Origin of the sequence: Paraburkholderia silviterrae, from assembly GCF_004353915.1 — a bacterium.
GTDB classification, from domain to species: Bacteria; Pseudomonadota; Gammaproteobacteria; order Burkholderiales; family Burkholderiaceae; genus Paraburkholderia; species Paraburkholderia silviterrae.
Genome location: NZ_SMRP01000003.1, coordinates 319,103 through 343,271 on the forward strand (window position 1 = coordinate 319,103; position 24,169 = coordinate 343,271).

Genomic DNA, 24,169 nt, shown 5'->3' on the forward strand with positions numbered 1-24,169 from the left:
CCTTTCAAATAAACTTGATATTCGCTGAACTCGTTATTAATTCTTTAATTTCTCGAGTGCACGGCGTTTTTACCTCATTTGGCGTATTCTGATCTTTCTTATGGTATGCCATTAAAAGAAAAATCGTCTTCACATCGCCAGAATTTAGAGGGAAAAAATAGATTCTGTCTTTGTTTTGATACTTCATTTCCCAAAGATTGATTGTCTTGTTTTGATATTTGAAATCATGAGCAATCTTCACGCCTACCGGCGTATCGTCCTTGAGAATTTTCTGATAGTTGTCAGCCTGCACTGCGTGAAAGAGGGCACGCCCCATCACCAGAAAGCTAGCCTTTTTGTCAGCAGAATCGACGAAGGTCTTCACACTTCGCGCGAAACGACTCGCTGTGTAGTCGTCAGACCCACAGATAAGAGCCACATCCCAACGGGTCTTCAATGTCGACGGCATGCCAGACACCCCGGTCGTGGGATCGCCGATCAATCCGATCAGCTCTTTAAGGGACAGTTTGCGTGCTTGAACCATGACCCCGAACTTAACTTATAAATTAACTTTTCGCAACGCCTATCTGGGGCTGCCTTGCCAAATGTCAACCCTATGGCTTTCTCGTTTCTGCTGCCAGCATCGGACCGCCGCGCTTCGTGAAATTGGCGCTACGCATGCTCCTACGCTGTCTCCATGCAGCAATCTTAGTTGTGCAAGGATCGGTGCTTCTTCGCGCTGAGCTAACCTTCAGTTCAAGCGATCAATGCGGCTTAGAAGGCGACATAGTTGCCCACGGTGCCACTCGCCGCCATTGGGCGCCTTTATGCCCAGCGCATTCAACTCAGACACCATCGCGCGCTGGGTAAGGCTTCGAGCACGGAAGCCGACTATTAGCCCCGCCAACTTGCCTGCGAATGCATCGGCAGACTCCTTGCGGGCCTCCAAGTTTGGTTTGAGGTTCGCCGGACCGGCAACGCCCAACCTCACGCCCCTTGCTTTTGCTGCCGCCAACGCGTCACGCGTGCGTTCCCCAATCCGTTTTGCTTCGTGCTCGGCGAACGCTGCCATGATATGGACCGTCAATTCGTTGGCATCCGGCATGTCACACGCAACGAACTTCACTTTGCTTTCCAACATTCCGGCAATAAATGCGACGTTGCGCGCTAAGCGATCCAGCTTCGCGATGATGAGCGTTGCACCGCGACGCTTGCACAGTTCAAGGGCGGCACGAAGTTGCGGGCGTTTTTCCAGAGGGTTCGCACCCTTGCCGGTCTCTGTCTCCGTGAACTCCCCCATCAGTTCCCATTCGCCACCGTTGAGATAGCGGGCAACGGCCTCGCGCTGTGCGTCGAGACCCAGACCCGACATGCCCTGGCGTGCTGTGCTGACGCGGTAGTAAGCGATGAACTGACCTTGTGCCATTTGTTCCTCTCGATGCTGGCCTCACGACAAGACGAGCGTTTAATGTGAGGCCAGTATTGCACGCGAGAGTATTATTGTAAATATGTCAAATTGACAAAATGACAATTTTCAGGCACGCTAGATACTTCACGGTTCATGGGGCATGGTTTGGAAAAGCTGACTACACGCGAAGCGGCGGCGGTAATCAACGAGGTGATTCACGAGCCTGACGGCTATTGGGAACAATTCCTCGTCAACAATCGACGCCCTGGCCGCAAGACTGATCGCCGCGTCCCTTACGAGAAGCGAGGCGGCGCGGTCCTGTATTCGAGAGACGATTTGGCGAGTCTCATCGAATTCGAAAAGACCAAGCGCATCGGCGGCGTCAAGCTGTCGGGCCGCGCGGCAGAGGCTATGCGCGCATTCGGCATCGGCGAGAAGGGGGGCAGCACGACTGGCCGCAAGCTGAATGTTTCCGCCGTCACTCTCCAGGCCGATCAAGCGACCGGGGCGCGATTCGTGCAACTCATCACGAGCGACCCGCTTATGGTCTACAGGCTGGAAATAAGCGAAGCGAAGGCGTTGGCGAAAGAGTTGGCGGACGCAGCCCACGCGGGCGAACGAGGCGCGCAATGACTACTACCATCGTTCAAACGATCTCGGTCGCGGATGCGGCATTTATGCTGCATGTTTATCTCGGTCCGATCCGTAGCTGGACCGACTTTCTCACTGACAACATTCGCGGGAGACAGAGCGTCGCCGGTCATATGCTGCTGCCATGCGCGCGACGCCATGACGGGAAGTCCTACCGTCCCGTCTACGCGATATCGGACGTGAGAGCGTTCATTGAGAAAGTGCGGAAAGCGATACCTAGCGCAGGCAAAACACCCATCAAAACGACCGCGCTAGCGATCGATTCGGGCGTGCATTGGCGCGTCAATAGGTTTGACCGCGACGGCGCATCTGTGGCGCGGCGCTCGTGCATTTCAGCCCGCTATGCTCACCCGTTTCGACGCCCCATAAGCCACTGGAACAATCAGTTCTGACAGTCGCTCCAGAAAACAAAAGCCGCCAGCGGGCGTAGACCACGCGGCGGCAAAAAAAAAACGAACACATGGATTATAGCCGTCCCGAGACTGCCGACCTATCCGCCTTTCGTCGTGCCATGAAGGGCGCACGCATCGACTATGCCGACTTCACGACGGGCGCGCGCATCACGCTGCCACCCACAAAAGGCCGCATCAATTGGCACAGCGGCAATTCTGCCTTCACGATCCACGACCCGACTCCAGACGACCTACAGGCCCTTGGCGGGCTTCCCCTGACTCGCCTTGAGGTCGCGGTAGATGTTCGCCCGCCGCCAGCTACGCCGCCAGAGCAGCGACGGCACGAGCTGGCGGACATCTTCGACTGCATCACGCGCCGGATATGGCCATTCGACGGCCAAGGTCTACAGCGCTGCTACCGGGCGTCGAAGGGTGAGGGTCACAATGACTGGCTCGTCCAGACCGTCTACCACGGCCATGAAGACGGGGAGGGCGAGCGACGGATGCCATCGATCCACGAGACCCTATATCTGGGCCACCGCTACGACTATCCCCGCGCCGACAGGAGCAAGCCGAACACAGCGCAGGTGCGCGTCTACTACAAGAAGACGGACAACGGGGAGGCCCTGCCAGAGAGCAAGCACGTTATCCGCACCGAGGTAACGCTGGCTACGGAATGGCTCCGCGAGCGCGGCATCAGCAGGACCGGCCACCTAGCGGGCTTCTCGTTTCGCGATCAGCTATCGCAATACTTCCGATTCCTGCGCCCTGATGCGGATCGCGTCAAAGATCCGGCAACCGGGGGCACGGCCTTAGACCGCGTGCTGAATGACGCACGTGGGCGCATGTTGACCCGCGCGGCAATGATGGGCGGCGTTGCATCATGGCTATTCGACGAGCAGGCCATCGTGGACGTCGAGCAACGCGACAAGGAGATGTGCAAGGCGTTCGCGACCGCGCTGGACAACCTCAGCCGTCCCTACCGGCCCCAGAAATTTTGCTCCCTATAACTGTAGGAGAGATGCTTTGTTATAGGTTCTATATAAATCAATGAGTTAGGTGCGTTTGAGGGCTATTTTGAGGGGAGGTGGGAGCTGAAAAGCTGTAAATCCACCGTAGCCGCCATTGAAAACTGAGTCCAATTCCTGGTATGGTCGTTCCCTCATAAACGAGGCGAGGGACCACATGCAACACCTTTCACTAGACCAGGCAGCGGACATGCTCGAAGCGATGACGATCACCCAGACCATCGACGCAGGACACGCCATTGTGCATGTCGGCACCGACGAAGCAGGGCGGCGCGTCGTGCTCATGAATGACTGCAACGGCAACAGCGTTTTGTCGTCCGCAATGTGACGGAAAGGGCGGCGAAGGTGCGCTCGCTCGTGAGCGCGTCAGAGCCAACCCGTCCCTATCCATACCGTAGCTATACCAGCAACACTCGTCCAAAACTGTTTGTTACCTATCCATACGGGGAAAGAATGAATTCGACGATTCGCGCTCTTGTTGCGGCGGCTTGCATTGCCGCTCCTATGATGAGCTTTGCAGCCGGAGACGCGCCGGACTTTGTGCAGGACGGAAAGGACGCAATCCAAGCGTGCGAGAAGGAGTATCAAGGCTATTTGGCGGTTCAGGACGCGACCCAAATGGCCGATGACTCGCAGCACGACTTGGACGACGCGATGGCGCGTGCGGGCGCGTCTACGTCGAGCAGCAAGTCCGCTTCGAAAGAGGCTGTCCCGCCGTATCACAAGCAATGCGTAGCAGAAAAGAAAAAGGCATTGCTTCCTGAAGCGAAGCGTTTTATCAACAGCTTTAAGCGGCCTACCGCGCAGGCAAAAGCAAAGAAAATTGTTGCGCAATGGATGACGACAATGGACGCGATTGGTTCATCCGTTTCCGAACAAGAGGCAGCAAAGTTCGACACTCTTGCAAACGAATTGCAGCTCGACAGTCTGTAGAAAATCACAGCTTCGCGAGCGCCAAAGACGATATAGACGGCGAGTGCGGCGGCAACATTCTGCCGCACTCAAAAAGCCAAAGTCTTAGGTTTTGGGCGACCTTTCGATGGCCGTCCAGTCATCAACTGGCAGCACAAAAGACGAAACCTTATACATTGGATTGCTGGCTTCTTAGCCGTTTTCCCACCGCCACTTTCTGACGCTCGGCGCACTTGATTGCCGCCAGCGCATCGCCAATCCTGAATGGTGCTACGCCGTCGAGCGCAGGGAATTGCAACCCGGCAAGGCTCACCGCCAGCTCGTCGGCGTTGCGGTCCTTTGCGTAGCGGCTCCCGCTCTGCGTTTTGCCGCGCTCATGCCCTGCAAACTGCGCCATCACGCGCTCAGGCAGGTCAAGCCGTTCAAGCGCCGTCACGAAGCCATTCCGGAATGAGTGGAAGGTCTTCATCCCGTCCCGCGCGATACCCAGCTTGTTACCTAGAAATCTCTCGTTGAACCACGACCCGGCAGGCTTGCCGTAGCCCTTCACGCGGTCGCGCCTCAGCTCCGGGAACAGGCGCGTATGGCCCGCCCGCCGTAGTGCACTCACATACTCGGGCAAGCCAAGACGCACCAGCTCTCCATGCAGCGGCACGACGCGCGTCGAGTTGACCGTTTTCAGTGACTTGTCGGGCGCGTCCTCTACCTTGTCGCCTTCAAGGTTGAAATCCAGATACCACACACCGGCTGCTTCTGTCTGCTGCACGTCATCAAGGTAGAGCTGTGACAGCTCATTGATGCGCCCGCCAGTCAGCAGGCCCAATAGCGGGAGCCAGTAGTAGTGCGGTCGCCAGTGCGTGAAGCCTTTCTTGTTGAACGTCCCCGCGCCTTGCTCAAACCAGTCCTGTGAAAAGATGCGCGTCAGCTCGTCGGGCGTGAATACGGCCCGCTCGTCCTGCGCGCGCTGGCCTGCGCCGCGGCCTCGCTGGAAGTCCGACGCCGGGTTGAATCGCATCATGCCCGCATTGACGCCGTAACCTAGAACCTCGCTCAGGTGACCCACGTGACCCTTGATCGTCGTTTCCGACTTGCGTTTCTGCCTGTCGCGCTGTGCAAGCTCTATCAGCTCGTGGAGGGTCTTGGTCTGGCCGGTCTCGCGACGATACTTGCGCCGTGACTGGTAGATGTCTGTTGGCAGCAGGGCGAGCAGCCGCGCAAACTCTAGCACGGTCGCTTTCTCGATGTCGCCTAGTGCCGGATCGCCCATCAGGTCAATGAACAGACCAGCTTCGGTCGCGTTGCGTTTCGCCGTGCCAGCACTCCACTTTCGGTCTCGCCGGTATGTCTCGAACAGCTCAGAAAACCGCGTAGAGCCGTGCCGTGCCGTGATTGGGTCAAAGATGGTCGGCGTCGAGATGGGGCTCGCTGGCGGCTCGACATGTGCTGTAACAGGTGCGGGCGCTGTGGCTGGCAATCCTGCGGCCAACCGCGCACGCACGCGCGCAACGGCGGCTTTCGGCACGATGCATTCAGATGGGGAAAGCTCAAGCTCACCGTCAACAAGGAAGCCGGTTTCCCCCGTGCCCCGAAATACGGACTCGCGCGCTACAGCGCCGACGGCGAACCGCCCGAGCGTGGCGCGGCTACTGAAAAAGCGAACGACGCCGGAATACAGGTCAAGCTCGCCACGGGCGATGGCGTCGTTCAGCACGAACGAGCCGTCGTGATCGCGCTCTACCTCGTCCAGGTCGGGAACCGTCCAGCAACGCAATCCCTGGACGCGGGCGAAGGCGTGCGCGCCGTCTGACAGCAGCTCACCGGCAAGTGCGGCGGCGGACATGCCGATAGATGCGGCGGCTTCGGCAAGCGCAATCGTGCCTTCGCCGACGAGTAGAGGGCTCTCACGTCTGAGTTTTTCAGTGTCCATCGCCAGAAAGCGTTCTCGCCAGTGAAGTTGTATCTTCAGTGCCGCGTTCTTCGCGGCGTCCAGGGTTCGCAGGCCGGTAGAGGTGTGAATCTCCGTGCGTCCCACTAATGGACGCAGTCGCTTCGGGACGACGAGACGAACCGCATAGATGCCGCTGGGGCGACGATACAGGCACGAAATCCCCTTCATGGAGGCCACCACTGTAGTAGCCTTGCGGAGAACTCGCGCCTTCAGAGCCAGAGTTGACGTGAAATCAACGGCTTAGGAGGGGGTTGGAGCGGGCGATGGGAATCGAACCCACGTCTCCAGCTTGGGAAGCTGGGGTAATGGCCATTATACGACGCCCGCAGAGCCAGTGATTCTACAGGGATTTTTGTGGTTTGGGCAGTGGCGTGGTTTGGACGCTGGCGTGAAAAGTGTACCCACTCCGGACGCTGCCGCTGGCATCACCAGAGTGTCATCGTCACGTGCTGACACGAACGAAATCAGATAATCTCCCCTTGCACACGAAACTTTTGGTGATAAAATTCGCGTTACCCGAAAACAACCTACGGTGTGTCTTGTATGGCGACTTTGCCCGTTGATGGTATCGAAGCTCTCGAACAACTCATCGTCCATAACATTTCTCGCGATGCGCTGATGGCTTGCGAGGATGCATATCACAATGGAGATGCAAAAGGCCGCACCCAAGCGTCTGCGTTTACGCAAGGGCACCGCCCGTCTGCCGCTGGCCAAGTGAAGCACTTCTACATCAATGAGGCATTTCACGAAGCTTTGTTGGCTCACGGTGCAGATCCGACGCCTCTTTGTGGTACGCGTCTGGTTGTGGGACGCTGGGGTATCTTCCACGTTGCACGTCTCAATATCCCCGGACATCAGTGGGTGAATTTGCGGCGGAGCGCGACGCGCAAGACGTTGGCGGAAGTCAACAAAAGCATCGAGCGCAAATACGTGCAGCGCGACTTGTTCGATGAAGCGTCGGACGCTACGGCTGGCACCATTTTCATTCTCGGTGTTATGGATGGTGTCGACGCGAATGGCATCGCCCAACTGACCCAGGTCATGTTGGCGCTGCCAGCGCCCGATATGAAGTCGTGGTTGTATATGAAGTCGGTGACCGAATTCTTGAGCCTGTACGAGCAGACGAACGCGGTGGGGCAGCCGGACAATGCACTGCCCAAACTCAAGACGCAGCCCAAGAAGCAAACTGGAAATGACCAAGGGAATTAATGATCTTCAGCCCGCACGCTTGGAACAGGCGCTCGCTGCACGCAGCCTTACGAAAGGCCAGCTGGCGAGCCTTGTCGGCGTTGCGGCGTCAACGGTTACGAAGTGGTGCAAGGGTGACCAAGCGCCTGAAGTGGATACTTTTGAGCGCCTCGCTTCCGTGCTGAACGTGCAGCCGGACTGGCTGACGCGTCCCGTGTTGCCGCGTGTGTCGAACCCGCTGTACCGAAGCAATGCGTCAGCGCTTAAGGTTGCTCGTGCAAAGCTGGAGGCTCGCACGGAATGGACGCAGGAGATTTCTGTTGTTTTGAGCGAGTATGTGGACTTTCCGGAGGTGAAGCTACCTACGCGCTCTTTTCAGGATCCCGAGCAAATCAGCGACGCAGACATCGAAGCGGCGGCCGAGGAGTGTCGTTCACTTTGGCAGCTGGGTCGTGGCCCAATCCAAAATTTGGCTTTGGCTGCTGAGGGAGCAGGAATCCTCATTGTGCGGGAAGAAACGGATATTTCGTCAATCGAAGGTCTTTCAAGCTGGAGCAAGCTGCTTGGGAGGCCCATAGTGTTTCTTTCAGCGGACAAGGCCAATGGTTTTCGGAGTCGATTCGACTTGGCGCACGAAATCGGCCATCTTGTTCTACATAAGCACATACCACGAGCCGATGAGAGAGACCGCTACAACCAGATGGAAAAGCAAGCACACCAATTTGCTGGTGCGCTATTGCTACCGGCGGAAACTTTTGCGTCCGAGGTTCGCATTCCTGCGAACTTGGACAACCTTCTTATCTTAAAGCAGCGTTGGGGCGCATCAGTCGCCGCCATGATGATGCGGCTGCACGCGATTGGTTTGCTTAGTGACGAAGACAAGTTATCGCTTTTTAAGCGTCGGTCTGCTCGTTGGGGTTCGAAAGCTGAGCCGGGCGACGAAAAGTGGGAGCCTGAGGTGCCACGTTTGCTGCGGCGTACTGTGGAGCTTCTTGTCAACGAGGGCATCATCCCTGCTGAACGGATTCCGCAGCACCTAGGTTTTTCTGCCAACGATGTGGTGAAGCTTTGCTGTTTGCGCGATAACTACTTCCGTGCGCCTGCCGAAGTGCTGGACCTAGCGGTCCTTCGTTCGACGACGCCCAATACGCGGAGGGTCGTGCGGGAGGAAGGCGCCGTCGTGTCGTTTGAGCGATTTAAGAAGTGATGCCGCGCGCGATGAGCGCAAGACTTTTATGAAGGTGGCCCTCGATAGTCGTCTTCGAGGGTTGCCGCTGTATCAAGTGTTGGCCCATCGAAGGCCTTCACATAGACGCAATTCACCAGGGTGAGTGACGAGCATCAGCCGTCAGTACGGCGCTTGTCTCGGGGCTGCCGCTGGGCCTCAATGCGAACCGGTCTTTTGCGTCGTTGTCCTTCCGCAGCGTTCGCTGTGATAGTCGTCGCATGGACGACAGCCAACACCGCAACATTTTCCCGCCACTTACAAGCGAACAGATTCGCGAATTGGCTACTGCAGTGCGTGACGATTTCGGGCCCAGCCTCTCGCGAGCTATCTTCATCGACCATTTGCTGATGTTGCTCGAAGACGTGCCAGGATTCGAGGCGGGTGGCATTACCACGTCGCTTATCGAATCAGCGTGGGTCGGGTATGCGGGTCTCACCGACTGATATGCGGTGAGACCTTATCATTACGACGATCTGGCCTTTCCTTCGCGTTCGGCTTCCTGGGAGAGGATGTCCATCGAGTTTTCGTGTAACAACGCGGAAAGAATGGCCTGCTTGACCTCCGCGATTGTTGAGCGCCTTAGCTGCGAGAGCGGCATGGAAAAACGAGATGACGCCAGTCGGAGTAGTTCTTCCTTCGTCTTTGATTCGTCGTTGATAAAGTCGCGAATCTGCTTCGACGTCAACTTGGACAGGTTCTCAGAGTCCGAGCGATCTTTCAGAGGCTTCGTTTTCTTGGTCTGCTTCGTCAGTTGGGGTGTTCGCCGATTCTCCTTTGGCGCGATAGGAGAAGCAGGATCCTCGATTCGGATTGATTTTTGTCGGACAGCCCTTGCAAGGGAGCGTAGCGCACTTGCCAAGACTGGGTTGCCCGTGTCAGGCAAATCGTTCACGTCTGCGAGGCTGACCAGATAATTCGCTAAGGCGACGTTGGACAATTTCTTGCTAGCGCGGCTGCGTATCGATATCTTGCGGCGATTATTCACAGGGCATCCACACGAGTTTTCAGTACATTGGTCAGATCTTTGTACATAACGTCGAGGCCGCGATTGCCGATATTTTGAGTGTAGTGCCTATCATAGACTGGTACGCCATCGTCGAGAGCTTGCGATATGCCGGTGCCGTCATGGATATACGGCGTAAGCAGGTCATTGTTGAACACTCTCGTGAGAGATGCCAAGTGTCGGGTGTGGTCGTCCGTGTATCCTGAGTGAGCGGGACCATGTGGTTTGATTCTCGTAATTACAACACCGGCAAGCTTGGTGTCAGGGACGTGCATAGATCTAGGCGTTCCCATTGTGGCAAGAGCTTTTAGCTTGGTGTCGATGCCGCTTTGAATCATAGATTTAAGGTGCGGCGCACCTCGCTCCATCACAGCTTCGGGGATGACCGGGATGATATATCCGTGACTTGCCGCAATGGCGTTTTGTGATACGAGTTTCGTGGCTGGCGGGCAATCAAAGATAATGTAATCATATGCCTCGTCGACTCCAGCCTCCTCTAACCATCGACACATGAGCGTGCGCTTATCCCACTCGGAATGAATTGCATTCCCATGATGCGATGCGGTCAGATCGATCTCGATGTCGTCCAGTTGAAGGCTCGCAGGGACGATGTCAAGAGTAGAGTAGTGTCGAGCGATTCCAGCTTGTTTTATAGCACTACGTTCAATCAGCGAGCTAGTCGGGAAAGTCGGGCTCTGTCCGATGAATGGCTTGAAAATTTCATTGACCGTTCGACTATTTGCAACCAGATTTTGCCATATCGGAGCCGTCAAGCTGACGATCGAAAGGCTGCTCTGGTGATCCATGTCCACCATCAAAACTCGTGCGTGATGATAGCGAGCTAAACCGGCAGCAAATTGAAATGAAAGCGTGGTTTTGCCAACACCACCTTTGAAATTGATAATGCTGACTCGTTTTGCCATTGATGTCCCCGCTTTTTTGCGGTTTCCGTTGCTGGTCAGGCAGTTGTGGAAAACTTCCCTCGTTTGTTACTGGGCTGCTCGCGTCAAGCTCGTGTTGCAGTAGCGCACACTTCGACGTCTCTATCGGCTCCGATGCACATATTCTACCGTCAGTCGTGACGAATGCCCTTAGTTTGCTTTCTCCCTGTCCAGCTTAGACTTACTTGATAGTGTGACGTGGTACTTCGACCTCTAACCGTTACTTGCGCTGCTTGCTCTTGACCGGATGCTTAGCCTTGAGCATGTCGGCGAACTGCTGAACGAAATTCACGACGAGTTCTCGTTCGTCGCTATCCAATCCGGTAAGCGCGTCCGCAATCACCGCCAGTTGGTCGTCTGGGCGCTTCGATCCGCGCTGCAATAGCTGGTCCACCGAGCAGTCCAACGCGTCGCTGAGTTGCTGGAGCCGATGTAAGGTCGGCATCCTCGCGCCGCGTTCCCACCGGCTAATCGCCTCCTGTTCCAGATCAATCATCTCCGCGAGCTTCGCCTGCGTCAGTCCACGTGCGCGTCGTTGTTCGGCAATGGCGGTCCCGACGCGTGCGGCAAGCAATGCGTCTTGGGCTTCGTCGGTCAGCGGGGTAGGTATGATCGGCATAGAACAATATGGTGGTCTTCATTCCGAGTTTGATGAACAACCATATTGGAATGTTATATTCCAATATGGTTGAATTAGCGTGAATTTTCCCGTATCGTGCTGGGGATGCCTGATCGGCCGGGGAAGTCACAGACACCGGCAGGCTAGGGGGCCACCAGCAATCGGAGGCCTGTTAGTTCCAGAAGAATCAACGACATATGACTACGACCGATTCGCTTTCCCGATTTCATACGTTCATGGCTGTCTACGAAAGCTGCCGCGCATCTGCGCTTAGTAGTGCGTTGCAGATGACGCCGATGGCCGCGCGTGCGCTTGGCTTGATCTGCGCATTTCCCGGTATGACCCTGCATGAGTTGAGCTGCATTCTCGGAGGGAGTCAGGGGCAGATCATCGGGGCCGCGTTCGATTTACATCACCTCGGGTACATTGAGCGGATCGAGGAGCGGAATGACGAAGGGCGGCGGGTGCTTCAGCCGATCAGGGAGCGTATGCTCGGCTTCGATGGTTATCACCGCCTAGTCAGCAACCTTGCGGCTGAGGCTGGGATTGCTGAACAACTGGAAGCGTTGCTTCCGAGATTTCAGGATGTGCTGCTAAAGGCTCTGGAGGAATTACAGGGCGACGCGCAGAGCGTTCAGTTTCAGGCGCAGCGTCGGATTTTGGCGCGGGTCGCGTGATCAATGCTGACGGTCTTCGAACACATCGATACCACGATTTGCTAATCGAGATCTACATATGGAATTCGAGAAGTTGTTCAAAGGAAGGTCGTGGCCGGAAATTAAGGAGCGGCTAGGCGTCATGTCGGTCGATACGCTCAATCGAATCTGGCTACCTGTTCTTGAAGAGGATGGGTACCTCATAGCCATCGCGAAGAATGGCAAGGACGCATTGCTCGGTCGCATGGGCAAGCGCGACGATGGGAAATTCTGCATCGAGATCGTTGTGCGTGCCCCAATCGAAAACAATGCGCTTGGCCGTTACCAGTTCTGGTATGTCGACTCAGCCGACATGCAACGTCATGCTCAGAGGCTGAATGAGGTAGTCCAAAGCCACCTCAACAGGATCCAGAGGGACGGTGTCTGTGAAGGTGAAAGCTCAACCGGCCTGCTGCCCTTGACTGGTCCCAGAGGTCGTTGAGTCTGCGTCCGTCGTATAGATTTGCGACAGGATCTCCGCGACAAGTTCAATGGTTCCCAGTACCTGATTCGTCAGCATCGACGAGCCATGAGCCAGTTCATTCCGCAAATCTGGAAGGCTCTTTCGCAATATCTGCACCAGATCCCAGCTTTGATCTTCTGGGGTGATGTTAATCGGCTCGTCCTTATCGATCTCCATAATTTCGAGTTGTTGTTCGATCATGGTTTGGAGGCTCTCCATCAATCGGCGCTGCCGTGCGCGATCTTCTGCGGTTTGCAGCCAGCGACGGAAGCCCCCATTTCGAATGAGTCCCTGGTCGATCGCATAACCGAGCAGGCCAGCCAGCATGGCATGTGGCCGTTTCGGATGCTGATACGGCTGAGGCAATCTCTTGGGAAGCCGCAGCTTGAGCCCCAGTTCCAGCGCGAATAGCGCTTGGCTTTGAGCTACCGGGTAGAAACGATACACGTGCCAAGCATAGAGGTAGAGGTTGCGAGCCGTTTCAAACTGGATGGCTACATCCTCTGGTACAGCACCGGTCAGCTGAATGGCTTCGATTTCACGATGATGAATAGCTAGGGACGGTGGAGTTTGTCCAGCGAACATCATCGTGCGCGGGTCTGGTTCTGCCGCGGTATCGGGGCTCCGCAAACTTTCGGCGGCATTCAAGATGATCGATCTCATGATGGTTAATTTATAGAGTCATCCAAAGGAATCGTGAAGCCACTCGGGGCGATTCCGGGCTGTCTGTCTAGTGAATCCCGGTTTTGTACGCCTTCTATAAGACATGAAGAGTGACCAATTTTGGGTCCCGCCAAGCACCGGAGAACCCGCCTAATCTCGCAGGTGAGCCAAGATTTGCAGCAGACGAAATACCGGATTGCGCGCATCGTGAGTTGTCTCGGCTGCCAGAGCCTGAAGTTCCCCGATTCGGCGCTTGTATTCGCCATTGATCACGCACTGTAGTCCGTTGATTTCGGACAATGCGTTGGTCAAGAATCCCTTGGGGACCACGGGCGACCAGAGCATGTGCTGGCGCGAAAAATCGGGGAGATACTTCTTGCCATACTGCTGCTGTCGTTTGTATTTCCTCTCGACTCGATCGATGGTCATGCGGTGATCGCCATACTGAAGTCCCCGAATGTGCGTAGTGACCTCGCAGAGGTAAGCTGTCCTCGTCTTCAAGTTGAGCCCGATGACATCCAGTTCCTCAAGGCCCTGAAGTCCACCACCAGGAGGGCGGACGTTGTAGTCGATCACATCGCAATCGAGCTTAAGTTGCAGGTACGCTCCGACGATGTATTCGCCGATGTCAGTCAGCATGAGTAACCCCGATGTGCGTGTAACAAGGCGTTTGCTGATGTATACACCGGGGACGACCGAGCATCAATATTTCAGGCGGCTTGCAGCAACGAATCTATGACTTTGACCGCCTTCCGGCTCGCATCGTTCGGGCTCAGGTGAGCATATCGCTGTGTCATCTTCGGGTCGCTGTGGCCGAGCAACACCGATACCTCATACAGGCTGACACCGGCCTTGACCAGCTTGCTCGCAAACGTGTGTCGCAACGTGTGGAGGGTGACACGCCCACCGCGTTCCTTGACCAGAGCAGCATCATTGAGACCGGCACGCTCAATCGCCTTCTTGATCGACTTCGTGCTGTAACCGCGTTCGTTGCCGGTGCGATCTTCAAACACATACCGCTGTCCGGACCTGCGCTCCTCCCAGCGGCGACGGAGAATCGCTTCGAGTCGCGAGGTCATGTGCAATACATCCTCGTTGCGCACCTTGCTCCGGTAGAGGCTGATCGTGCAGGCATCGATGTTGATTGCTGACCACGGAATGTTCGCGACCTCCGAGTAACGACACCCCGTATCCAGAAGGAAAACCGTGATGTCGTAGTTATCCTGTATATTCCGCGTCATTTCGGGTGTTTGCGGTTTAGACGCGTTTATACGCGTTTTAAGCCGTTCCGGCTCGAGTTCGAGCAATAACGCCGACTCTTCGCTGGAATCCAGATATCGAAGCCTATAAGAAGTCCTAAGCTCTGGAAAAACGACATCTCTACTGACTTTGAAACCGAGCTTCGCCATCTCATTGATGGCGGCGCGCAGCAGTCCTACTTCATGCTTGATCGTTGCTGGCTTGTCGCCTTCGGCCTTGCGCTTTGCGACGAGGAGATCGATATCGCGCGTCGTGAACGTGTGGAGTTCCTGTTTCGGGTTCAGCCCGTAGCACGGAATCTTGGCCTTCGTTCGGGGATGGAGCTTGTAGCCCTGCATCTTGCGGGCGATCTGTTGCATGCCGCTGTGATAGGCGGTGCCCTCGCGGGAGTCGGTGTATTTCGTGAGGGCATCTTCGAGCGTGATGACCTCCGCTTCCCCAAGATATTGTTCAGCGTGCGCGCGATTGCGCATCTCGCGTTCGACCTGAGCGGCCTTCGTCTTGTTCGGCGTGCCGGTCGAGCCGAAGAACTTCTTACCCTGAATTTGGAACTGGTAGTACCAGTTCTTGCTGTTGTTTCGACGGATGAGCGTCATGGGGGTATTCCTTACAGAAAGTAATCAATAAGGAACACCATCCGGGCTGAGAGGGGGTATGACAACAGCTTTCGCCCACGCCACGGCGATTCCTTTCAACGCGAAAGGACGGTCGTGCGGGGCCGGATCGGGCAACAACGACCGCCGCCGCACGGTTTGGGCCGTTGGGGGCGCCGTCGCAGATAAGTCAGCGCTTTAACAACACAGAGAAAAGCACTTATCTATTTTTATTGAACACTCCGCGCAGTTGGCTGAAGGTGCGGTGGGGAAAGGACGGACGGGGACGTGCATTGAGGGAGCAGGGCTCGGCATCAGGGATGGTCGAGTGTCGTCGCAGATAAGTCACCGCTTTAACAACACGAGAAGAACACTTATCTGTATCCATTGAACACCCACGCGTCTTCGGCCCGGTGAGGCAGTCCAGACCAGTGATTTGACAATGGGGGGCGGAGTCCTGTAACCTGCGCCCCTTGGCTTGAGGAGTGAGCAAGCGGCGGACTTTTCACGCACCGGTTGTGGATACAGACACAGCGCAGACGTGATTTCCATTACCCATCCAGCAACGAGAAGGACTAGAACCGTACGTTGCTCTAGGTCGTCATAGGACCTGGCCTGGTGAGAAACCAGGCGGTTGGGAAAGATAGTGCCCTCAGACCAGTTATACCGAACGATTTCGAGATCGTGCGGCGTGGCTGGTCGGTGGTTGCTATCTACTGTTCGCTCTTCTGCCCTGAAGCCCGGAACCACCTGCCAAATCTTTCATTTTCATTATGGAGATTTGCGATGGTTCAAAACGATGTCATTCCGGCGTTCCCGCCGCGTCAAGTTGCTAATGTAGCTAGCAAATTTCAAGCTGTATCCCCCATCCCGGTATCGAGCATTACAACGCTGAGGGTCGCGATCAATCGTCGCGTCAAAAACAGGATTCTGCCCGGCGATACGGTCGGCTGGAATATCGCGGGGCGGACGTTTAGGAATCGGGAGCTCGCGCCTGAGGATTTCATCGCGGAGGTAAGTTCAGGGTTTGCTTTTTGTCCCTGGATGGGTGGGGAGCGGCATACCAAGAATTTCCGGTGCACACAGGTGCTGGCCGTCGACGTGGATTCCGGTCTGACGATTGACGAAGTTCTGGCACACGAATTCTTTCAGAAATTTGGGTGGTTCATCTATACGACTGTGAGCCACGCTCCGGATGCGCACCGTTTCCGGGTTGTATTTTTGCTGGCGAAGCAGATTGACACGGCAGAGCGCATGAAGCGGGCACATAGCGGTATTCGGTTGTTGCTCGGTGGCGGTCTTCGCTGCGACGATGCGTCTCGCATGTTTTATGGCTCGGAGAATTGCGAGATCTACCGTGTAGGGCATGTGCTTTCTGCGGAACAGCTTGAATACGTGATCGATATCGGCCAGACAGCGATTGCGTGTCGCGCCTATATTCAAGCTCTGTTGCAGGACTTGAATCACCGGCGGATTTTCGATGCGTATGATCGCCGGGCAATCAAGCGCGAGTTGCTCGAAGCCTGCTACTCGTATGGGGTGTGAGCTATGGTTCTGAATATTTCCACTGCCGCTTGCCCGGGTTCAACAGATTCCGCTGCCGTCATTGATGTAGGGGGCGAGTGTGAACAACTCTCCACGATATCCCCGGCGTCCGAGATCAGGATTAACGACATCGCGAAGCTGAAGGTCGCGATCAATCAGCACGTCAAGAACAAGATCGCTCGCGATGATCACGTGGGTTGGTCGGACGCGACCTATAAATTCGTGAATCGGGAGCTTGCTCCTGACGAATTCATCGACTCGGTGAGTTCGGGGTTCGCCTTCTGCGCGTGGCTGAAGGGCCAGCGGAAGTCGACGAACTTCCTTTGTATGCAGGTTCTGTCCGTCGATATCGATTCCGGGCTGAAGATCGAAGACGTGCTCTCCAACTCGTTCTTCCAGAAATTCGGCTGGTTCATCTACACGACGCCAAGTCATCGTGCGGACGCCCATCGTTTCCGGATTGTGTTCCTGATGGAGCGGCCCATCGAGACGGAACAGCGGATGAAGCTGGCCTACACCGGAATCATCCGTATGTTCGGGGGCGACCGCTCCTGCGCGGACGCGAGTCGCCTGTTCTATGGCTCAGAGAATTGCGAGGTCCATCGCGTAGGTCACGTGCTGCCAATGGAGCAGGTGGAATACGTGATCGAACTGGGCGAGAACGAGATTCACAATGATGGACGCGCGATTTCTGCGGGTGCTCTGGCAAATAGTCGTTCTTCGGTGGTGCTTGACCGGAACGAGATGGTTACGACCGAGAATGACGGGACCTACCTGCTTCATGAATTGAAGTCGGGAAAGCGCGTCTTTTGCCCTCGTCATATGGACAAGCACGCAAGTGCGTTCGTCGTGACGTCGAGGGTCGGGCAGAATGGAGTGTATTGCAGCGCCTGTGCGCAAACCTTTTGGCCGAAGTGGAATTACCACTCGCACCTTCACGGGTACGATTTTTACTCGTTCGAAGACGGGCTGATCGAGATCGATTACGAGGAGCAGCAACATCCGTCAGAATGGCTCGACGACGAGGCTCCCGCCGAGTATCGGGAGATGCCCGATGAAAAATCAGTGTTCGTGCGGGACAGCAGGCTTCTGGGTGACGCCGGGTTTCCGGATTTCGCAGATGGGGTGAATTGTGTTCGTAGTCCGAAGGGAACGGGAAAGACATACCTTCTAGAACGGGCCGTTGAAAAGTGGAAGGCTGAGGGGAAGTCGGTCCTGTTGGTCGTGCACCGTCAGGTTTTGGCGGAATCTTTGGCCGACCGTCTCAAGATGCACAACTACCTGAGGAAACTGGAGAGCTACGAGAACCGCGATGAAGTGCTCAGGTACTGTGTGGTGTGCCTCGATAGTCTGTCGCGCTATCTCAATCCGGTACGCCACAAGTATGATGTGGTAGTGATTGATGAAATCGAGCAGGTGTATTCGCACGTACTGTCAAGCACGCTCGCTGGGGAAAAACGGAAGTATTGTTTCAACCTGTTGCATCTCTACATCCGCCGTGCAAAACAAGTGGTGCTCTGTGATGCCGACCTTGGCTGGCTGACATTCAACGTCACGGCCCTGCTTCGGGATGACGAGGGGCCGGTGCGGTTTTACGTCAACCGGTTCCGCAAGAACCAGGACGCGACGCAGCCGAAGCATGTCGTGCATCTGTACAAGAAGGAGGCGGAACTGCTCGACTACGCGATTACCGTCGTCGGGACCGGTGGAAAGCAGTTTATCGCGTGCAATTCGAAGGACCGGGCAAAGACGATCCGGCGGGTATTGCATGAGCGGTGCGGTGACAGGATCCGGCTTCGGATCATCACATCTGACAACTCGACTACCGAGGAAGGCCGCCGGTTTATCGCGACGATCAAGGAGACTTCAGCGGATTATGACGTGCTGATTGTTTCTCCGTCGGTGGGGACTGGTGTTGACATCAACATTCCCGACGAGCTGCCTCAATTTACACACGTATTCGGCTTTTTCGACGTGGCGGTCACTACGCATTTCGAAATGGACCAGCAGCTCGCCCGGGTGCGCAATATGCGCGACCAGCATGTCTGGATTTCTCCAGCATGCCTGTATCTTGAGTACGAGGTCGATGCAGTGAGGCAGAGCATCCTGTCACGGGGCGAACTGCCCGAAGTGCTGAAGGGGTTCGATTGGGAGGGGCGTCCCCAATACCACGAGGATGACAAACTGATTGAAGTTTATGCTCAAGTTAAGTCCATGCGTCACGCATCGCTTAATAACGTCCGTGAACATTTCATCGAACTGAAGAAACGCGAGGGGTGGGAGGTTCGCGAATCTTCGCACGACATGACAATACATCCTAAGAAGCTTGCCAAGCAGTACTACGGGGCGAAGAAGCACGTCATAGAGGAAGAGTTTATGGCGATTGCGAATGCGCCCAGTATTGCCCGCAAGCGTTACCTCGAACTGTGCGACAAGCAGACTGTGACAATAGCCGAGAAGGCTCAGATTGAGCGCTACCAGATCGAATATTTTTATGGCGTGAAAGAGGTTACGGTTGATCTGGCGCGGCTGGATAACCGGGGGCGTTTTCGTGATTGCGTATGGTTCAACTCGATATTTTTCGCCAACAGGCATCAATTGAATCAGTTTGCCCTCCTTGAGCAGGGCGTGTCGGTAACAGAGCGCGAGGATTACATCAGGAAGTGCAAGCTGCTGAGGACGTTGCTCCGCGCCGCCGGCGTTGTGGACGAAGATGGCAAGCCTGACACGTTTGCCGAGTTTGAGACGAGGACGCTCGGGGCCTTCATCGAAGCCGTTGAACTGCATGTTCTGCAAATTGGGTTGGTTCTTCAGGCGCGCGTTCGCGATGACTTGCACGAGAAGCCCATGCTCCAGCTTAAGAGCTTCCTGAAGCTGATTGGTCTCGATACTACGAAGACGAGCAAGTATGAGGGGGTGAAGAAAATCTACAAGTACGCGCTCGATCTGGACACGATAGACCGGATGGACAAGTATCGGAAGAACTTCACGAAGCGGATGCCGGAGATCCGTGTGCAGCAAAATCTGCTCGATGGCGGGAGCATGTTTGTCGTGAGCGAGACGCCGGAAAAGCCGAATCGGTTGAGGTTTGTGAAACTTGACAAGCAGCCAGCGAAGAGGTGGGAAGAGCTCACTGCTCGTCAACGCCGTCAGGAATTGAACAAGACGCCGGCGAAGCCAAGGTTTCAACCAGTTGAACCGAATCCCTTCGATATGGATGAGGGCATTATTCCGCTCACGCCCATCGGCGACTGACCTTGGGGCAGACAACTCGCCGCGATGTGCAATGATTTGTAGATCAGTGTTTTTTCTGTGTTGATAAAGCGGCGACTGATCTGCTCGAACGAAGGGGCCAACTACGGGTTGGCCCTATGGCAGAATCTAGGAAAGCTGATGATCTGGCTCGGAAAGCTTCGGCTAATCAAGGGGATAGAAGGAGGGGGTGGGGGTGTGACGTGAAAACTGTCACTGTTGCCCGTCGAAATTCGCTGCGGTCGCCGTTGTGTCGGTCGTGATTGTTCGTTTGCCGTTGCCCTGAAGGGCAATCTGTCGGACCCTGGACGCACTTTCAACGAATGGAGCGCGAAGATGGTCGATCAGAAGCAAGGTGCGGCGGGCAAAGACGAGAAGGCGGCCAAGCCGATTGGTGCTGACCAAAAGCAGAGTGCGGTCGGATCGATGCCGAGTTCGACGGAGAACGATCCCGCAACGAAAGCGACACCGGCTACGCCGACGAAGATGGAACTGGCAACCGAAATCTACAAGCGGATGCGGACCATCAAGGATGTCACGCGGAAGGACATCATCGAGAAGTTCATCGCCGAGGTGAATCTGACGAAAGCGGGTGCGAGCACTTACTACCAGATGATCAAAGACAAGCACGAACGGGTAAGCAAGAAATAGGTTTGCGCGCAGCGAATTGGCGAAAGTCTGGATGGCCCGGTTTCGAGTTCACCCATTCTTTTGCTGGATCAAATGGATCAGCTTCTTGCGGTCTACTTCCAGAATGGATCGGACCGACATTGCGGGTCGGCGCCTAGCTCGATCAAGGAACGCTTCTGGCAGGAAGTAGTCCGACAGCGCGCCCATGCGTTTCGGCCCAAGGCGATTTCCCAACCATTCGGCAACATCGCTATCGAAGAAGGGGAAATTCTTCTTCGATGGCTTATGTACGGCGATCGCCCTCAATTTCGTGGTGTTGATGATGTCTGAGACGTCGCCATCGAAGCTGAGCACCTCCGCCACATAGAAGTCCACGTGAGGAGCTTGGTCAGGAGTGACGGAGGTCAAGGCATCCAGGGCGCGGGGAATGTACATGTCCCAAGCGCAGTTTCTGATCAGCGCTAGTGGATCGGCTTGGTTTTGGATGGAATTGAGCTTTTTGGAAATTCTTGATCGGTTGCTGCGAAGCAGGATGTCACCGCAGACGATCAGCTCCCGTAGCATGATTGTGGACAGTTCTTCGTGCATGTAGGTGACCAACTGCGCCAGCTTGTGCTCCTTGGCTTTCTTGGAGCTCAGCTCGATGATCTGAGTCCGAATTAAAACGGCCTCCATCAGATTGAGCTGATCCTCCAGGGCGGCAAAGAGCCCGGCCTCCAGGTTCCGTTCGAATTCCGCAATCAGCCCGGTGGCGAAATTCTCCGCACTTTCACGGAACACTGAGCGGAAGCGCCGGCCCCATTCCGCACTTAGCTTGCTACCGGACGACGACAGCGCATGGATCGCCGCGACTGACCTTTTGCATTCGGCGACCGTCTCATCGTTCCAGGATCTGACAGACTCCCACAGATAGAGATAGGGGTTGAGTTGCTGCAGCCTTGGACCGATCTGGTTGATCAGATTTGCCCAATTCAACGCTTCCGGAGATAGATCATCCCTGTAGGCGATATTGCGAATATAGGTGGCTGCATTCGAATCTAGAAACATGGCCGAGCCGCCGCGAAAGCCGATTGGTCCGGATTGCGAGACAAATGGCGCGTCCATCAACCATAACGATTTCCCGCGGAATACAGACGTTGCAACGCCTGAGGAGCCTAGCGTCTGATCCAGCAACTTGATGGATCCGGCGTCGCTCTCCTCCGCAAAGATAATTTGCCATTTTTCCAATGCGGCCGCAGTTTTCTCGAACCGGCGGTGGGCTTCGAGTGCATTGGGAGCTGAACAGATCTCCTGCACCAGTTGTTGTTCGGAGAGTTGTTGGGATGGTGCTCGTTCGGGAGATTCGGACATTGGAGAGGTCGAGAAGATGTGATGGAGACTTACGCGGTCTGAATCTCCCGTCCTGTGCCACCATGAAGCCTTGGCAGGCATTTGAACAATTCTATGAAACGCGGTCGGCATCCGGCGGGCCGTTCGGATGCTTCGACTCGCGCGTATGAACCTAGGCGGTGCGTTGCGTGACCGCACTCAAGCCGGATTCAGACTGGGGTGCCCGCGCAACTTAGCGATCTCCGCGTGGTATCTAAACGATAGGCGGGTGAATAGGTCAGGATCGGCGTGTTCAATAAATGCTAGGTGTCCTCGCAGTTTTTCGTTCTCTGCGGGCTTCAACCGTCCGGTCGAGAATAGCTTCAGTAGCATCCGAATGTGATCCCTGTAGTTCGCGTGGATGCCTACGTCCCCGTCGTTATTCACGCGCAATCCGGTGATGAGGGTCGTTCCTCCCTTACGGCTCATGAATCGAGTCTTCGCTTCGTTGATGGATAGCTTGGGGCTCGGCGTTGACGCCAGCAAGCTCCGCATCTCCGATAAGAATTCGTTGCACGCGCCTTTCTTATCCGTAGAGAACACGAAGTCGTCCGCATACCGTGTGAGAACCGCTTGACCAAAGCGAACCGTGTCGCGCGATACCGCCGTCGCCAGAGCTGTATCCAACTCGAGCATGACGATGTTTGCAATTCTCGGCGACGTCATGTAGCCGACTGGCAGCCTGTCGGCGCGATCGAAGCACGCGTTACGCACCAGTGTCTCGAAATCTCCGCCAGATGCCCATTCGGGAAGCAACTCGCGTGACCTTGACAGTGCGAGCAGCAGATCGCGAGAGCGAATCGATGGAAAAAAATTCGATAAATCGATTCGGACGGAATAAAGGGACTTGCTGTGGGTTCGCGCGTTCTTGACGATTGAAGTTCCGGGTTCAAACGCGGTAGCAATGGGGCTTACCGGTGCATTAGACAGAACACGAGAATCAAGCCAACTCAATACAAGCTTAAGTTCGGAAGCGGGCTGAATCATTACCCGTTCGCCGCCAGAGCGTTTGGGGACCTTGATTTTTCTGAATCGAACGTGAGCGAGTAGCAGAGCGCTTTCAAGCAGCGATTGCGGGACCGACAGCTCGTTCGACATGCGTTCCACGATGTTCATCGGCAAATCGCTTTGGGGTTGTTTGGAGGTGGTATCGTCGAAACGTTGCCATCAGCGCGTTTGTATCTGCTGCGTATTGCAGGAACGGCGTAGTTGTAGTTGCTCGGAATACCCAGTCGGTGTCTACCTGATTGCTAACAATAAGTCTCGCCTCGCGAAGAATGCCAAGCAGGCTTTTCGCCATGTCGAAGCTTTTCTTCCCGAACGCAGTGATGAGGACATCAATGAGCTCGGCGTGGGTGACAGGACCCACGAACAAAACGAGATCATGGATGAAATAGAGGCTCAGTTTGCTAGCAGACAGGTCCCCGATGTCCGAACTTGTGGGCTTCCCGACTGAAACCGGCTTGGCGTCAACCGCTGCTTTGAGATCGCTAAAGATCGCGCCGATCCCATCGGTCTTCGATAGGCCGTCTGCACCCATCGGATACCAAAGTATTGGTGATTTGCATTCCGTCGCTGCTGCAAGAGGGCCGGTGTCTATGAATGAGCCGTTTCCGCGGAACTGCGAGTCGTTAACTATGATTAATTTTTCTCTCAGCGTTTGATGGGCAAACGCGCCCAGCTCGCAGAAGGCGCTCGGACTTTCAAGAACGATGAGGATCCGATCTGCGATTGCCGAGATTTCGTGCTCGAGGTCCAACGCATTTTTACCGTGGCCGACCTTAGCCAACTCATTGAACACGCCCTCGGCGTAGATCACCCGATAATCGGACGAAATGCTTTCGACGAAGCGTTTAATTGCCTGTCGCCTCGGGGAGGGTACCCCAGGACTGCGGTTCGCTCCGCAAAGAAACAATAGGCGGTTCGCCCGTGACAGAGATGGATGGCGAACGCCCAATCGCGCGGCGAATTTCGCCAACTGCTTACTTATCGCACTGTTCTTGTGTTTTAAGTCGCGCACGAGCATGCCTACTAGAGCGTCGATGGGAGCCGTTTTGGCCCGCCGTCGACTGACGGCGGGACGGAACGGCTCCCATCGCCAGAGAGGTAAAAAATCAAGGCGGATTGCGACCCGCAACCCGGTTCAATACATCCGAACAAATGCTAGGCAGGGAAATTATTGCCGAACCATTTTGCGCATGCAAGCAACAAATGCTTTTCCTTGTCGCGCTAACGATGCGTGGAGGAGAGCTGGCTATATCGTCAGCTTCTTGAGATTGGTGCTGGTGTGAAAACTGGCATCGCCGCGAACGCCGCGTGGACAGTAGCTCTTCGTGGAGCCTGGAGAAAACGTAACGTGAGAACGCGCGTGGATAGTGGTGTTGCTTAACGCGCTGGGGCTTG

The 24,169-nt window shown here is 55.5% G+C and carries 25 protein-coding genes and 1 tRNA gene; 13 read left to right on the forward strand and 13 right to left on the reverse strand.

From position 1 onward, the window contains the following. Positions 1-4: 4 nt before the first annotated feature. Both EYW47_RS08915 and EYW47_RS08920 read right to left on the reverse strand, forming a co-directional pair. The gene (locus EYW47_RS08915; RefSeq protein ID WP_133194499.1) at positions 5-523 is read right to left on the reverse strand and encodes a hypothetical protein; all 519 of its coding nucleotides are present in this window, start codon (positions 521-523) and stop codon (positions 5-7) included. A gap of 207 nt (positions 524-730) precedes the next feature. Continuing rightward, positions 731-1,405, reverse strand: coding sequence for a recombinase family protein (locus EYW47_RS08920; protein ID WP_133194500.1), 675 nt, complete (start codon positions 1,403-1,405; stop codon positions 731-733). 147 nt (positions 1,406-1,552) lie between these two features. On the opposite strand from EYW47_RS08920, the gene EYW47_RS08925 reads away from it, so the two are divergent. The 5 genes from EYW47_RS08925 to EYW47_RS08940 all read left to right on the forward strand — a co-directional run bounded on the left by EYW47_RS08925 (position 1,553) and on the right by EYW47_RS08940 (position 4,391). Continuing rightward, positions 1,553-2,020, forward strand: coding sequence for a hypothetical protein (locus tag EYW47_RS08925; protein WP_240763612.1), 468 nt, complete (start codon positions 1,553-1,555; stop codon positions 2,018-2,020). Further along, positions 2,017-2,430 (forward strand): hypothetical protein, encoded by a 414-nt coding sequence (locus tag EYW47_RS08930; protein ID WP_133194501.1) that lies wholly within the window; start codon positions 2,017-2,019, stop codon positions 2,428-2,430. The genes EYW47_RS08925 and EYW47_RS08930 overlap by 4 nt, the downstream gene beginning before the upstream one ends. Before the next feature lie 68 nt (positions 2,431-2,498). After that, complete coding sequence (locus tag EYW47_RS08935) at positions 2,499-3,440, forward strand: hypothetical protein (protein ID WP_133194502.1); 942 nt, start codon at positions 2,499-2,501, stop codon at positions 3,438-3,440. 175 nt (positions 3,441-3,615) lie between these two features. Then, the gene (locus EYW47_RS40805) at positions 3,616-3,786 is read left to right on the forward strand and encodes a hypothetical protein (protein ID WP_165976518.1); all 171 of its coding nucleotides are present in this window, start codon (positions 3,616-3,618) and stop codon (positions 3,784-3,786) included. A gap of 125 nt (positions 3,787-3,911) precedes the next feature. Continuing rightward, positions 3,912-4,391, forward strand: coding sequence for a hypothetical protein (locus tag EYW47_RS08940; RefSeq protein ID WP_133194503.1), 480 nt, complete (start codon positions 3,912-3,914; stop codon positions 4,389-4,391). 148 nt (positions 4,392-4,539) lie between these two features. On the opposite strand, the gene EYW47_RS08945 is transcribed toward EYW47_RS08940, so the two are convergent. Further along, entirely contained in the window at positions 4,540-6,486 is a 1,947-nt protein-coding gene (locus tag EYW47_RS08945; RefSeq protein ID WP_133194504.1) for a site-specific integrase, read from the reverse strand. A gap of 84 nt (positions 6,487-6,570) precedes the next feature. After that, positions 6,571-6,645 (reverse strand) — tRNA-Gly (locus tag EYW47_RS08950). Between the two features lie 216 nt (positions 6,646-6,861). Between EYW47_RS08950 and EYW47_RS08955 the strand changes: the two genes are divergently transcribed. The 3 genes from EYW47_RS08955 (at position 6,862) to EYW47_RS08965 (ending at position 9,177) form a co-directional block, all read left to right on the forward strand. Continuing rightward, positions 6,862-7,527, forward strand: a complete 666-nt coding sequence (locus EYW47_RS08955) for a hypothetical protein (protein ID WP_133194505.1) — start codon at positions 6,862-6,864, stop codon at positions 7,525-7,527. Then, a complete protein-coding gene (locus EYW47_RS08960) occupies positions 7,511-8,713 on the forward strand; it encodes an XRE family transcriptional regulator (protein WP_133194506.1) in 1,203 nt (400 codons plus the stop codon). Before EYW47_RS08955 ends, EYW47_RS08960 begins: the two co-directional genes overlap by 17 nt. 239 nt (positions 8,714-8,952) lie before the next feature. Then, positions 8,953-9,177 (forward strand): hypothetical protein, encoded by a 225-nt coding sequence (locus tag EYW47_RS08965; RefSeq protein ID WP_133194507.1) that lies wholly within the window; start codon positions 8,953-8,955, stop codon positions 9,175-9,177. 20 nt (positions 9,178-9,197) lie between these two features. Here EYW47_RS08965 and EYW47_RS08970 read toward each other — a convergent pair whose 3' ends face one another. The 3 genes from EYW47_RS08970 to EYW47_RS08980 form a co-directional block, all read right to left on the reverse strand. Then, complete coding sequence (locus EYW47_RS08970) at positions 9,198-9,719, reverse strand: hypothetical protein (RefSeq protein WP_133194508.1); 522 nt, start codon at positions 9,717-9,719, stop codon at positions 9,198-9,200. Next, on the reverse strand, positions 9,716-10,660 hold the full coding sequence (locus EYW47_RS08975) for a ParA family protein (protein ID WP_133194509.1): 945 nt from the start codon (positions 10,658-10,660) through the stop codon (positions 9,716-9,718). The genes EYW47_RS08970 and EYW47_RS08975 overlap by 4 nt, the downstream gene beginning before the upstream one ends. Before the next feature lie 238 nt (positions 10,661-10,898). Further along, a complete protein-coding gene (locus tag EYW47_RS08980; RefSeq protein ID WP_133194510.1) occupies positions 10,899-11,297 on the reverse strand; it encodes a helix-turn-helix domain-containing protein in 399 nt (132 codons plus the stop codon). A gap of 197 nt (positions 11,298-11,494) precedes the next feature. Here EYW47_RS08980 and EYW47_RS08985 point away from each other — a divergent pair, with 197 nt between their 5' ends. Both EYW47_RS08985 and EYW47_RS08990 read left to right on the forward strand, forming a co-directional pair. After that, the gene (locus EYW47_RS08985; protein WP_133194511.1) at positions 11,495-11,974 is read left to right on the forward strand and encodes a MarR family transcriptional regulator; all 480 of its coding nucleotides are present in this window, start codon (positions 11,495-11,497) and stop codon (positions 11,972-11,974) included. 58 nt (positions 11,975-12,032) lie between these two features. Beyond that, positions 12,033-12,434: a hypothetical protein gene (locus tag EYW47_RS08990; protein ID WP_133194512.1), complete on the forward strand. Its 402-nt coding sequence runs from the start codon at positions 12,033-12,035 to the stop codon at positions 12,432-12,434. On the opposite strand, the gene EYW47_RS41760 is transcribed toward EYW47_RS08990, so the two are convergent. From EYW47_RS41760 to EYW47_RS09005, 3 genes are all read right to left on the reverse strand, one after another. Beyond that, positions 12,393-13,118 carry a hypothetical protein gene (locus EYW47_RS41760; RefSeq protein ID WP_240763613.1) on the reverse strand — a complete coding sequence of 242 codons (726 nt, stop codon included), beginning with the start codon at positions 13,116-13,118 and terminating at the stop codon, positions 12,393-12,395. The genes EYW47_RS08990 and EYW47_RS41760 overlap by 42 nt on opposite strands. Positions 13,119-13,268: 150 nt before the next feature. Beyond that, entirely contained in the window at positions 13,269-13,757 is a 489-nt protein-coding gene (locus tag EYW47_RS09000) for a hypothetical protein (RefSeq protein ID WP_133194513.1), read from the reverse strand. A gap of 71 nt (positions 13,758-13,828) precedes the next feature. Further along, the gene (locus EYW47_RS09005; RefSeq protein WP_133194514.1) at positions 13,829-14,974 is read right to left on the reverse strand and encodes a site-specific integrase; all 1,146 of its coding nucleotides are present in this window, start codon (positions 14,972-14,974) and stop codon (positions 13,829-13,831) included. 783 nt (positions 14,975-15,757) lie between these two features. Between EYW47_RS09005 and EYW47_RS09010 the strand changes: the two genes are divergently transcribed. The 3 genes from EYW47_RS09010 to EYW47_RS09020 all read left to right on the forward strand — a co-directional run bounded on the left by EYW47_RS09010 (position 15,758) and on the right by EYW47_RS09020 (position 20,419). Further along, positions 15,758-16,516: a hypothetical protein gene (locus EYW47_RS09010; RefSeq protein WP_133194515.1), complete on the forward strand. Its 759-nt coding sequence runs from the start codon at positions 15,758-15,760 to the stop codon at positions 16,514-16,516. 3 nt (positions 16,517-16,519) lie between these two features. Further along, positions 16,520-19,771 carry a plasmid replication protein, CyRepA1 family gene (locus EYW47_RS09015; protein ID WP_133194516.1) on the forward strand — a complete coding sequence of 1,084 codons (3,252 nt, stop codon included), beginning with the start codon at positions 16,520-16,522 and terminating at the stop codon, positions 19,769-19,771. Between the two features lie 333 nt (positions 19,772-20,104). After that, complete coding sequence (locus EYW47_RS09020) at positions 20,105-20,419, forward strand: hypothetical protein (RefSeq protein ID WP_133194517.1); 315 nt, start codon at positions 20,105-20,107, stop codon at positions 20,417-20,419. A gap of 48 nt (positions 20,420-20,467) precedes the next feature. Here EYW47_RS09020 and EYW47_RS09025 read toward each other — a convergent pair whose 3' ends face one another. The 3 genes from EYW47_RS09025 to EYW47_RS09035 all read right to left on the reverse strand — a co-directional run bounded on the left by EYW47_RS09025 (position 20,468) and on the right by EYW47_RS09035 (position 23,792). Further along, positions 20,468-21,748, reverse strand: a complete 1,281-nt coding sequence (locus EYW47_RS09025; protein ID WP_133194518.1) for a hypothetical protein — start codon at positions 21,746-21,748, stop codon at positions 20,468-20,470. 177 nt (positions 21,749-21,925) lie between these two features. Further along, entirely contained in the window at positions 21,926-22,882 is a 957-nt protein-coding gene (locus EYW47_RS09030; protein WP_133194519.1) for a retron St85 family RNA-directed DNA polymerase, read from the reverse strand. Further along, positions 22,827-23,792 carry a retron St85 family effector protein gene (locus tag EYW47_RS09035; protein ID WP_133194520.1) on the reverse strand — a complete coding sequence of 322 codons (966 nt, stop codon included), beginning with the start codon at positions 23,790-23,792 and terminating at the stop codon, positions 22,827-22,829. The genes EYW47_RS09030 and EYW47_RS09035 overlap by 56 nt, the downstream gene beginning before the upstream one ends. Between the last annotated feature and the right edge of the window lie 377 nt (positions 23,793-24,169).

Bases quoted from the DNA above. Each gene is read 5' to 3' on its own strand.
- EYW47_RS08955 (WP_133194505.1), top strand. From the start codon at position 6,862: ATGGCGACTTTGCCCGTTGATGGTATCGAAGCTCTCGAACAACTCATC.
- EYW47_RS09015 (WP_133194516.1), top strand. From the start codon at position 16,520: ATGGTTCTGAATATTTCCACTGCCGCTTGCCCGGGTTCAACAGATTCC.
- EYW47_RS08935 (WP_133194502.1), top strand. From the start codon at position 2,499: ATGGATTATAGCCGTCCCGAGACTGCCGACCTATCCGCCTTTCGTCGT.
- EYW47_RS08990 (WP_133194512.1), top strand. From the start codon at position 12,033: ATGGAATTCGAGAAGTTGTTCAAAGGAAGGTCGTGGCCGGAAATTAAG.
- EYW47_RS09030 (WP_133194519.1), bottom strand. From the start codon at position 22,882: ATGAACATCGTGGAACGCATGTCGAACGAGCTGTCGGTCCCGCAATCG.
- EYW47_RS08920 (WP_133194500.1), bottom strand. From the start codon at position 1,405: ATGGCACAAGGTCAGTTCATCGCTTACTACCGCGTCAGCACAGCACGC.
- EYW47_RS40805 (WP_165976518.1), top strand. From the start codon at position 3,616: ATGCAACACCTTTCACTAGACCAGGCAGCGGACATGCTCGAAGCGATG.
- EYW47_RS08960 (WP_133194506.1), top strand. From the start codon at position 7,511: ATGACCAAGGGAATTAATGATCTTCAGCCCGCACGCTTGGAACAGGCG.
- EYW47_RS09020 (WP_133194517.1), top strand. From the start codon at position 20,105: ATGGTCGATCAGAAGCAAGGTGCGGCGGGCAAAGACGAGAAGGCGGCC.
- EYW47_RS08940 (WP_133194503.1), top strand. From the start codon at position 3,912: ATGAATTCGACGATTCGCGCTCTTGTTGCGGCGGCTTGCATTGCCGCT.
- EYW47_RS08980 (WP_133194510.1), bottom strand. From the start codon at position 11,297: ATGCCGATCATACCTACCCCGCTGACCGACGAAGCCCAAGACGCATTG.
- EYW47_RS08975 (WP_133194509.1), bottom strand. From the start codon at position 10,660: ATGGCAAAACGAGTCAGCATTATCAATTTCAAAGGTGGTGTTGGCAAA.
- EYW47_RS09005 (WP_133194514.1), bottom strand. From the start codon at position 14,974: ATGACGCTCATCCGTCGAAACAACAGCAAGAACTGGTACTACCAGTTC.
- EYW47_RS08985 (WP_133194511.1), top strand. From the start codon at position 11,495: ATGACTACGACCGATTCGCTTTCCCGATTTCATACGTTCATGGCTGTC.
- EYW47_RS09010 (WP_133194515.1), top strand. From the start codon at position 15,758: ATGGTTCAAAACGATGTCATTCCGGCGTTCCCGCCGCGTCAAGTTGCT.
- EYW47_RS08930 (WP_133194501.1), top strand. From the start codon at position 2,017: ATGACTACTACCATCGTTCAAACGATCTCGGTCGCGGATGCGGCATTT.
- EYW47_RS09000 (WP_133194513.1), bottom strand. From the start codon at position 13,757: ATGCTGACTGACATCGGCGAATACATCGTCGGAGCGTACCTGCAACTT.
- EYW47_RS41760 (WP_240763613.1), bottom strand. From the start codon at position 13,118: ATGAGATCGATCATCTTGAATGCCGCCGAAAGTTTGCGGAGCCCCGAT.
- EYW47_RS08965 (WP_133194507.1), top strand. From the start codon at position 8,953: ATGGACGACAGCCAACACCGCAACATTTTCCCGCCACTTACAAGCGAA.
- EYW47_RS08915 (WP_133194499.1), bottom strand. From the start codon at position 523: ATGGTTCAAGCACGCAAACTGTCCCTTAAAGAGCTGATCGGATTGATC.
- EYW47_RS08945 (WP_133194504.1), bottom strand. From the start codon at position 6,486: ATGAAGGGGATTTCGTGCCTGTATCGTCGCCCCAGCGGCATCTATGCG.
- EYW47_RS09025 (WP_133194518.1), bottom strand. From the start codon at position 21,748: ATGTCCGAATCTCCCGAACGAGCACCATCCCAACAACTCTCCGAACAA.
- EYW47_RS09035 (WP_133194520.1), bottom strand. From the start codon at position 23,792: ATGCTCGTGCGCGACTTAAAACACAAGAACAGTGCGATAAGTAAGCAG.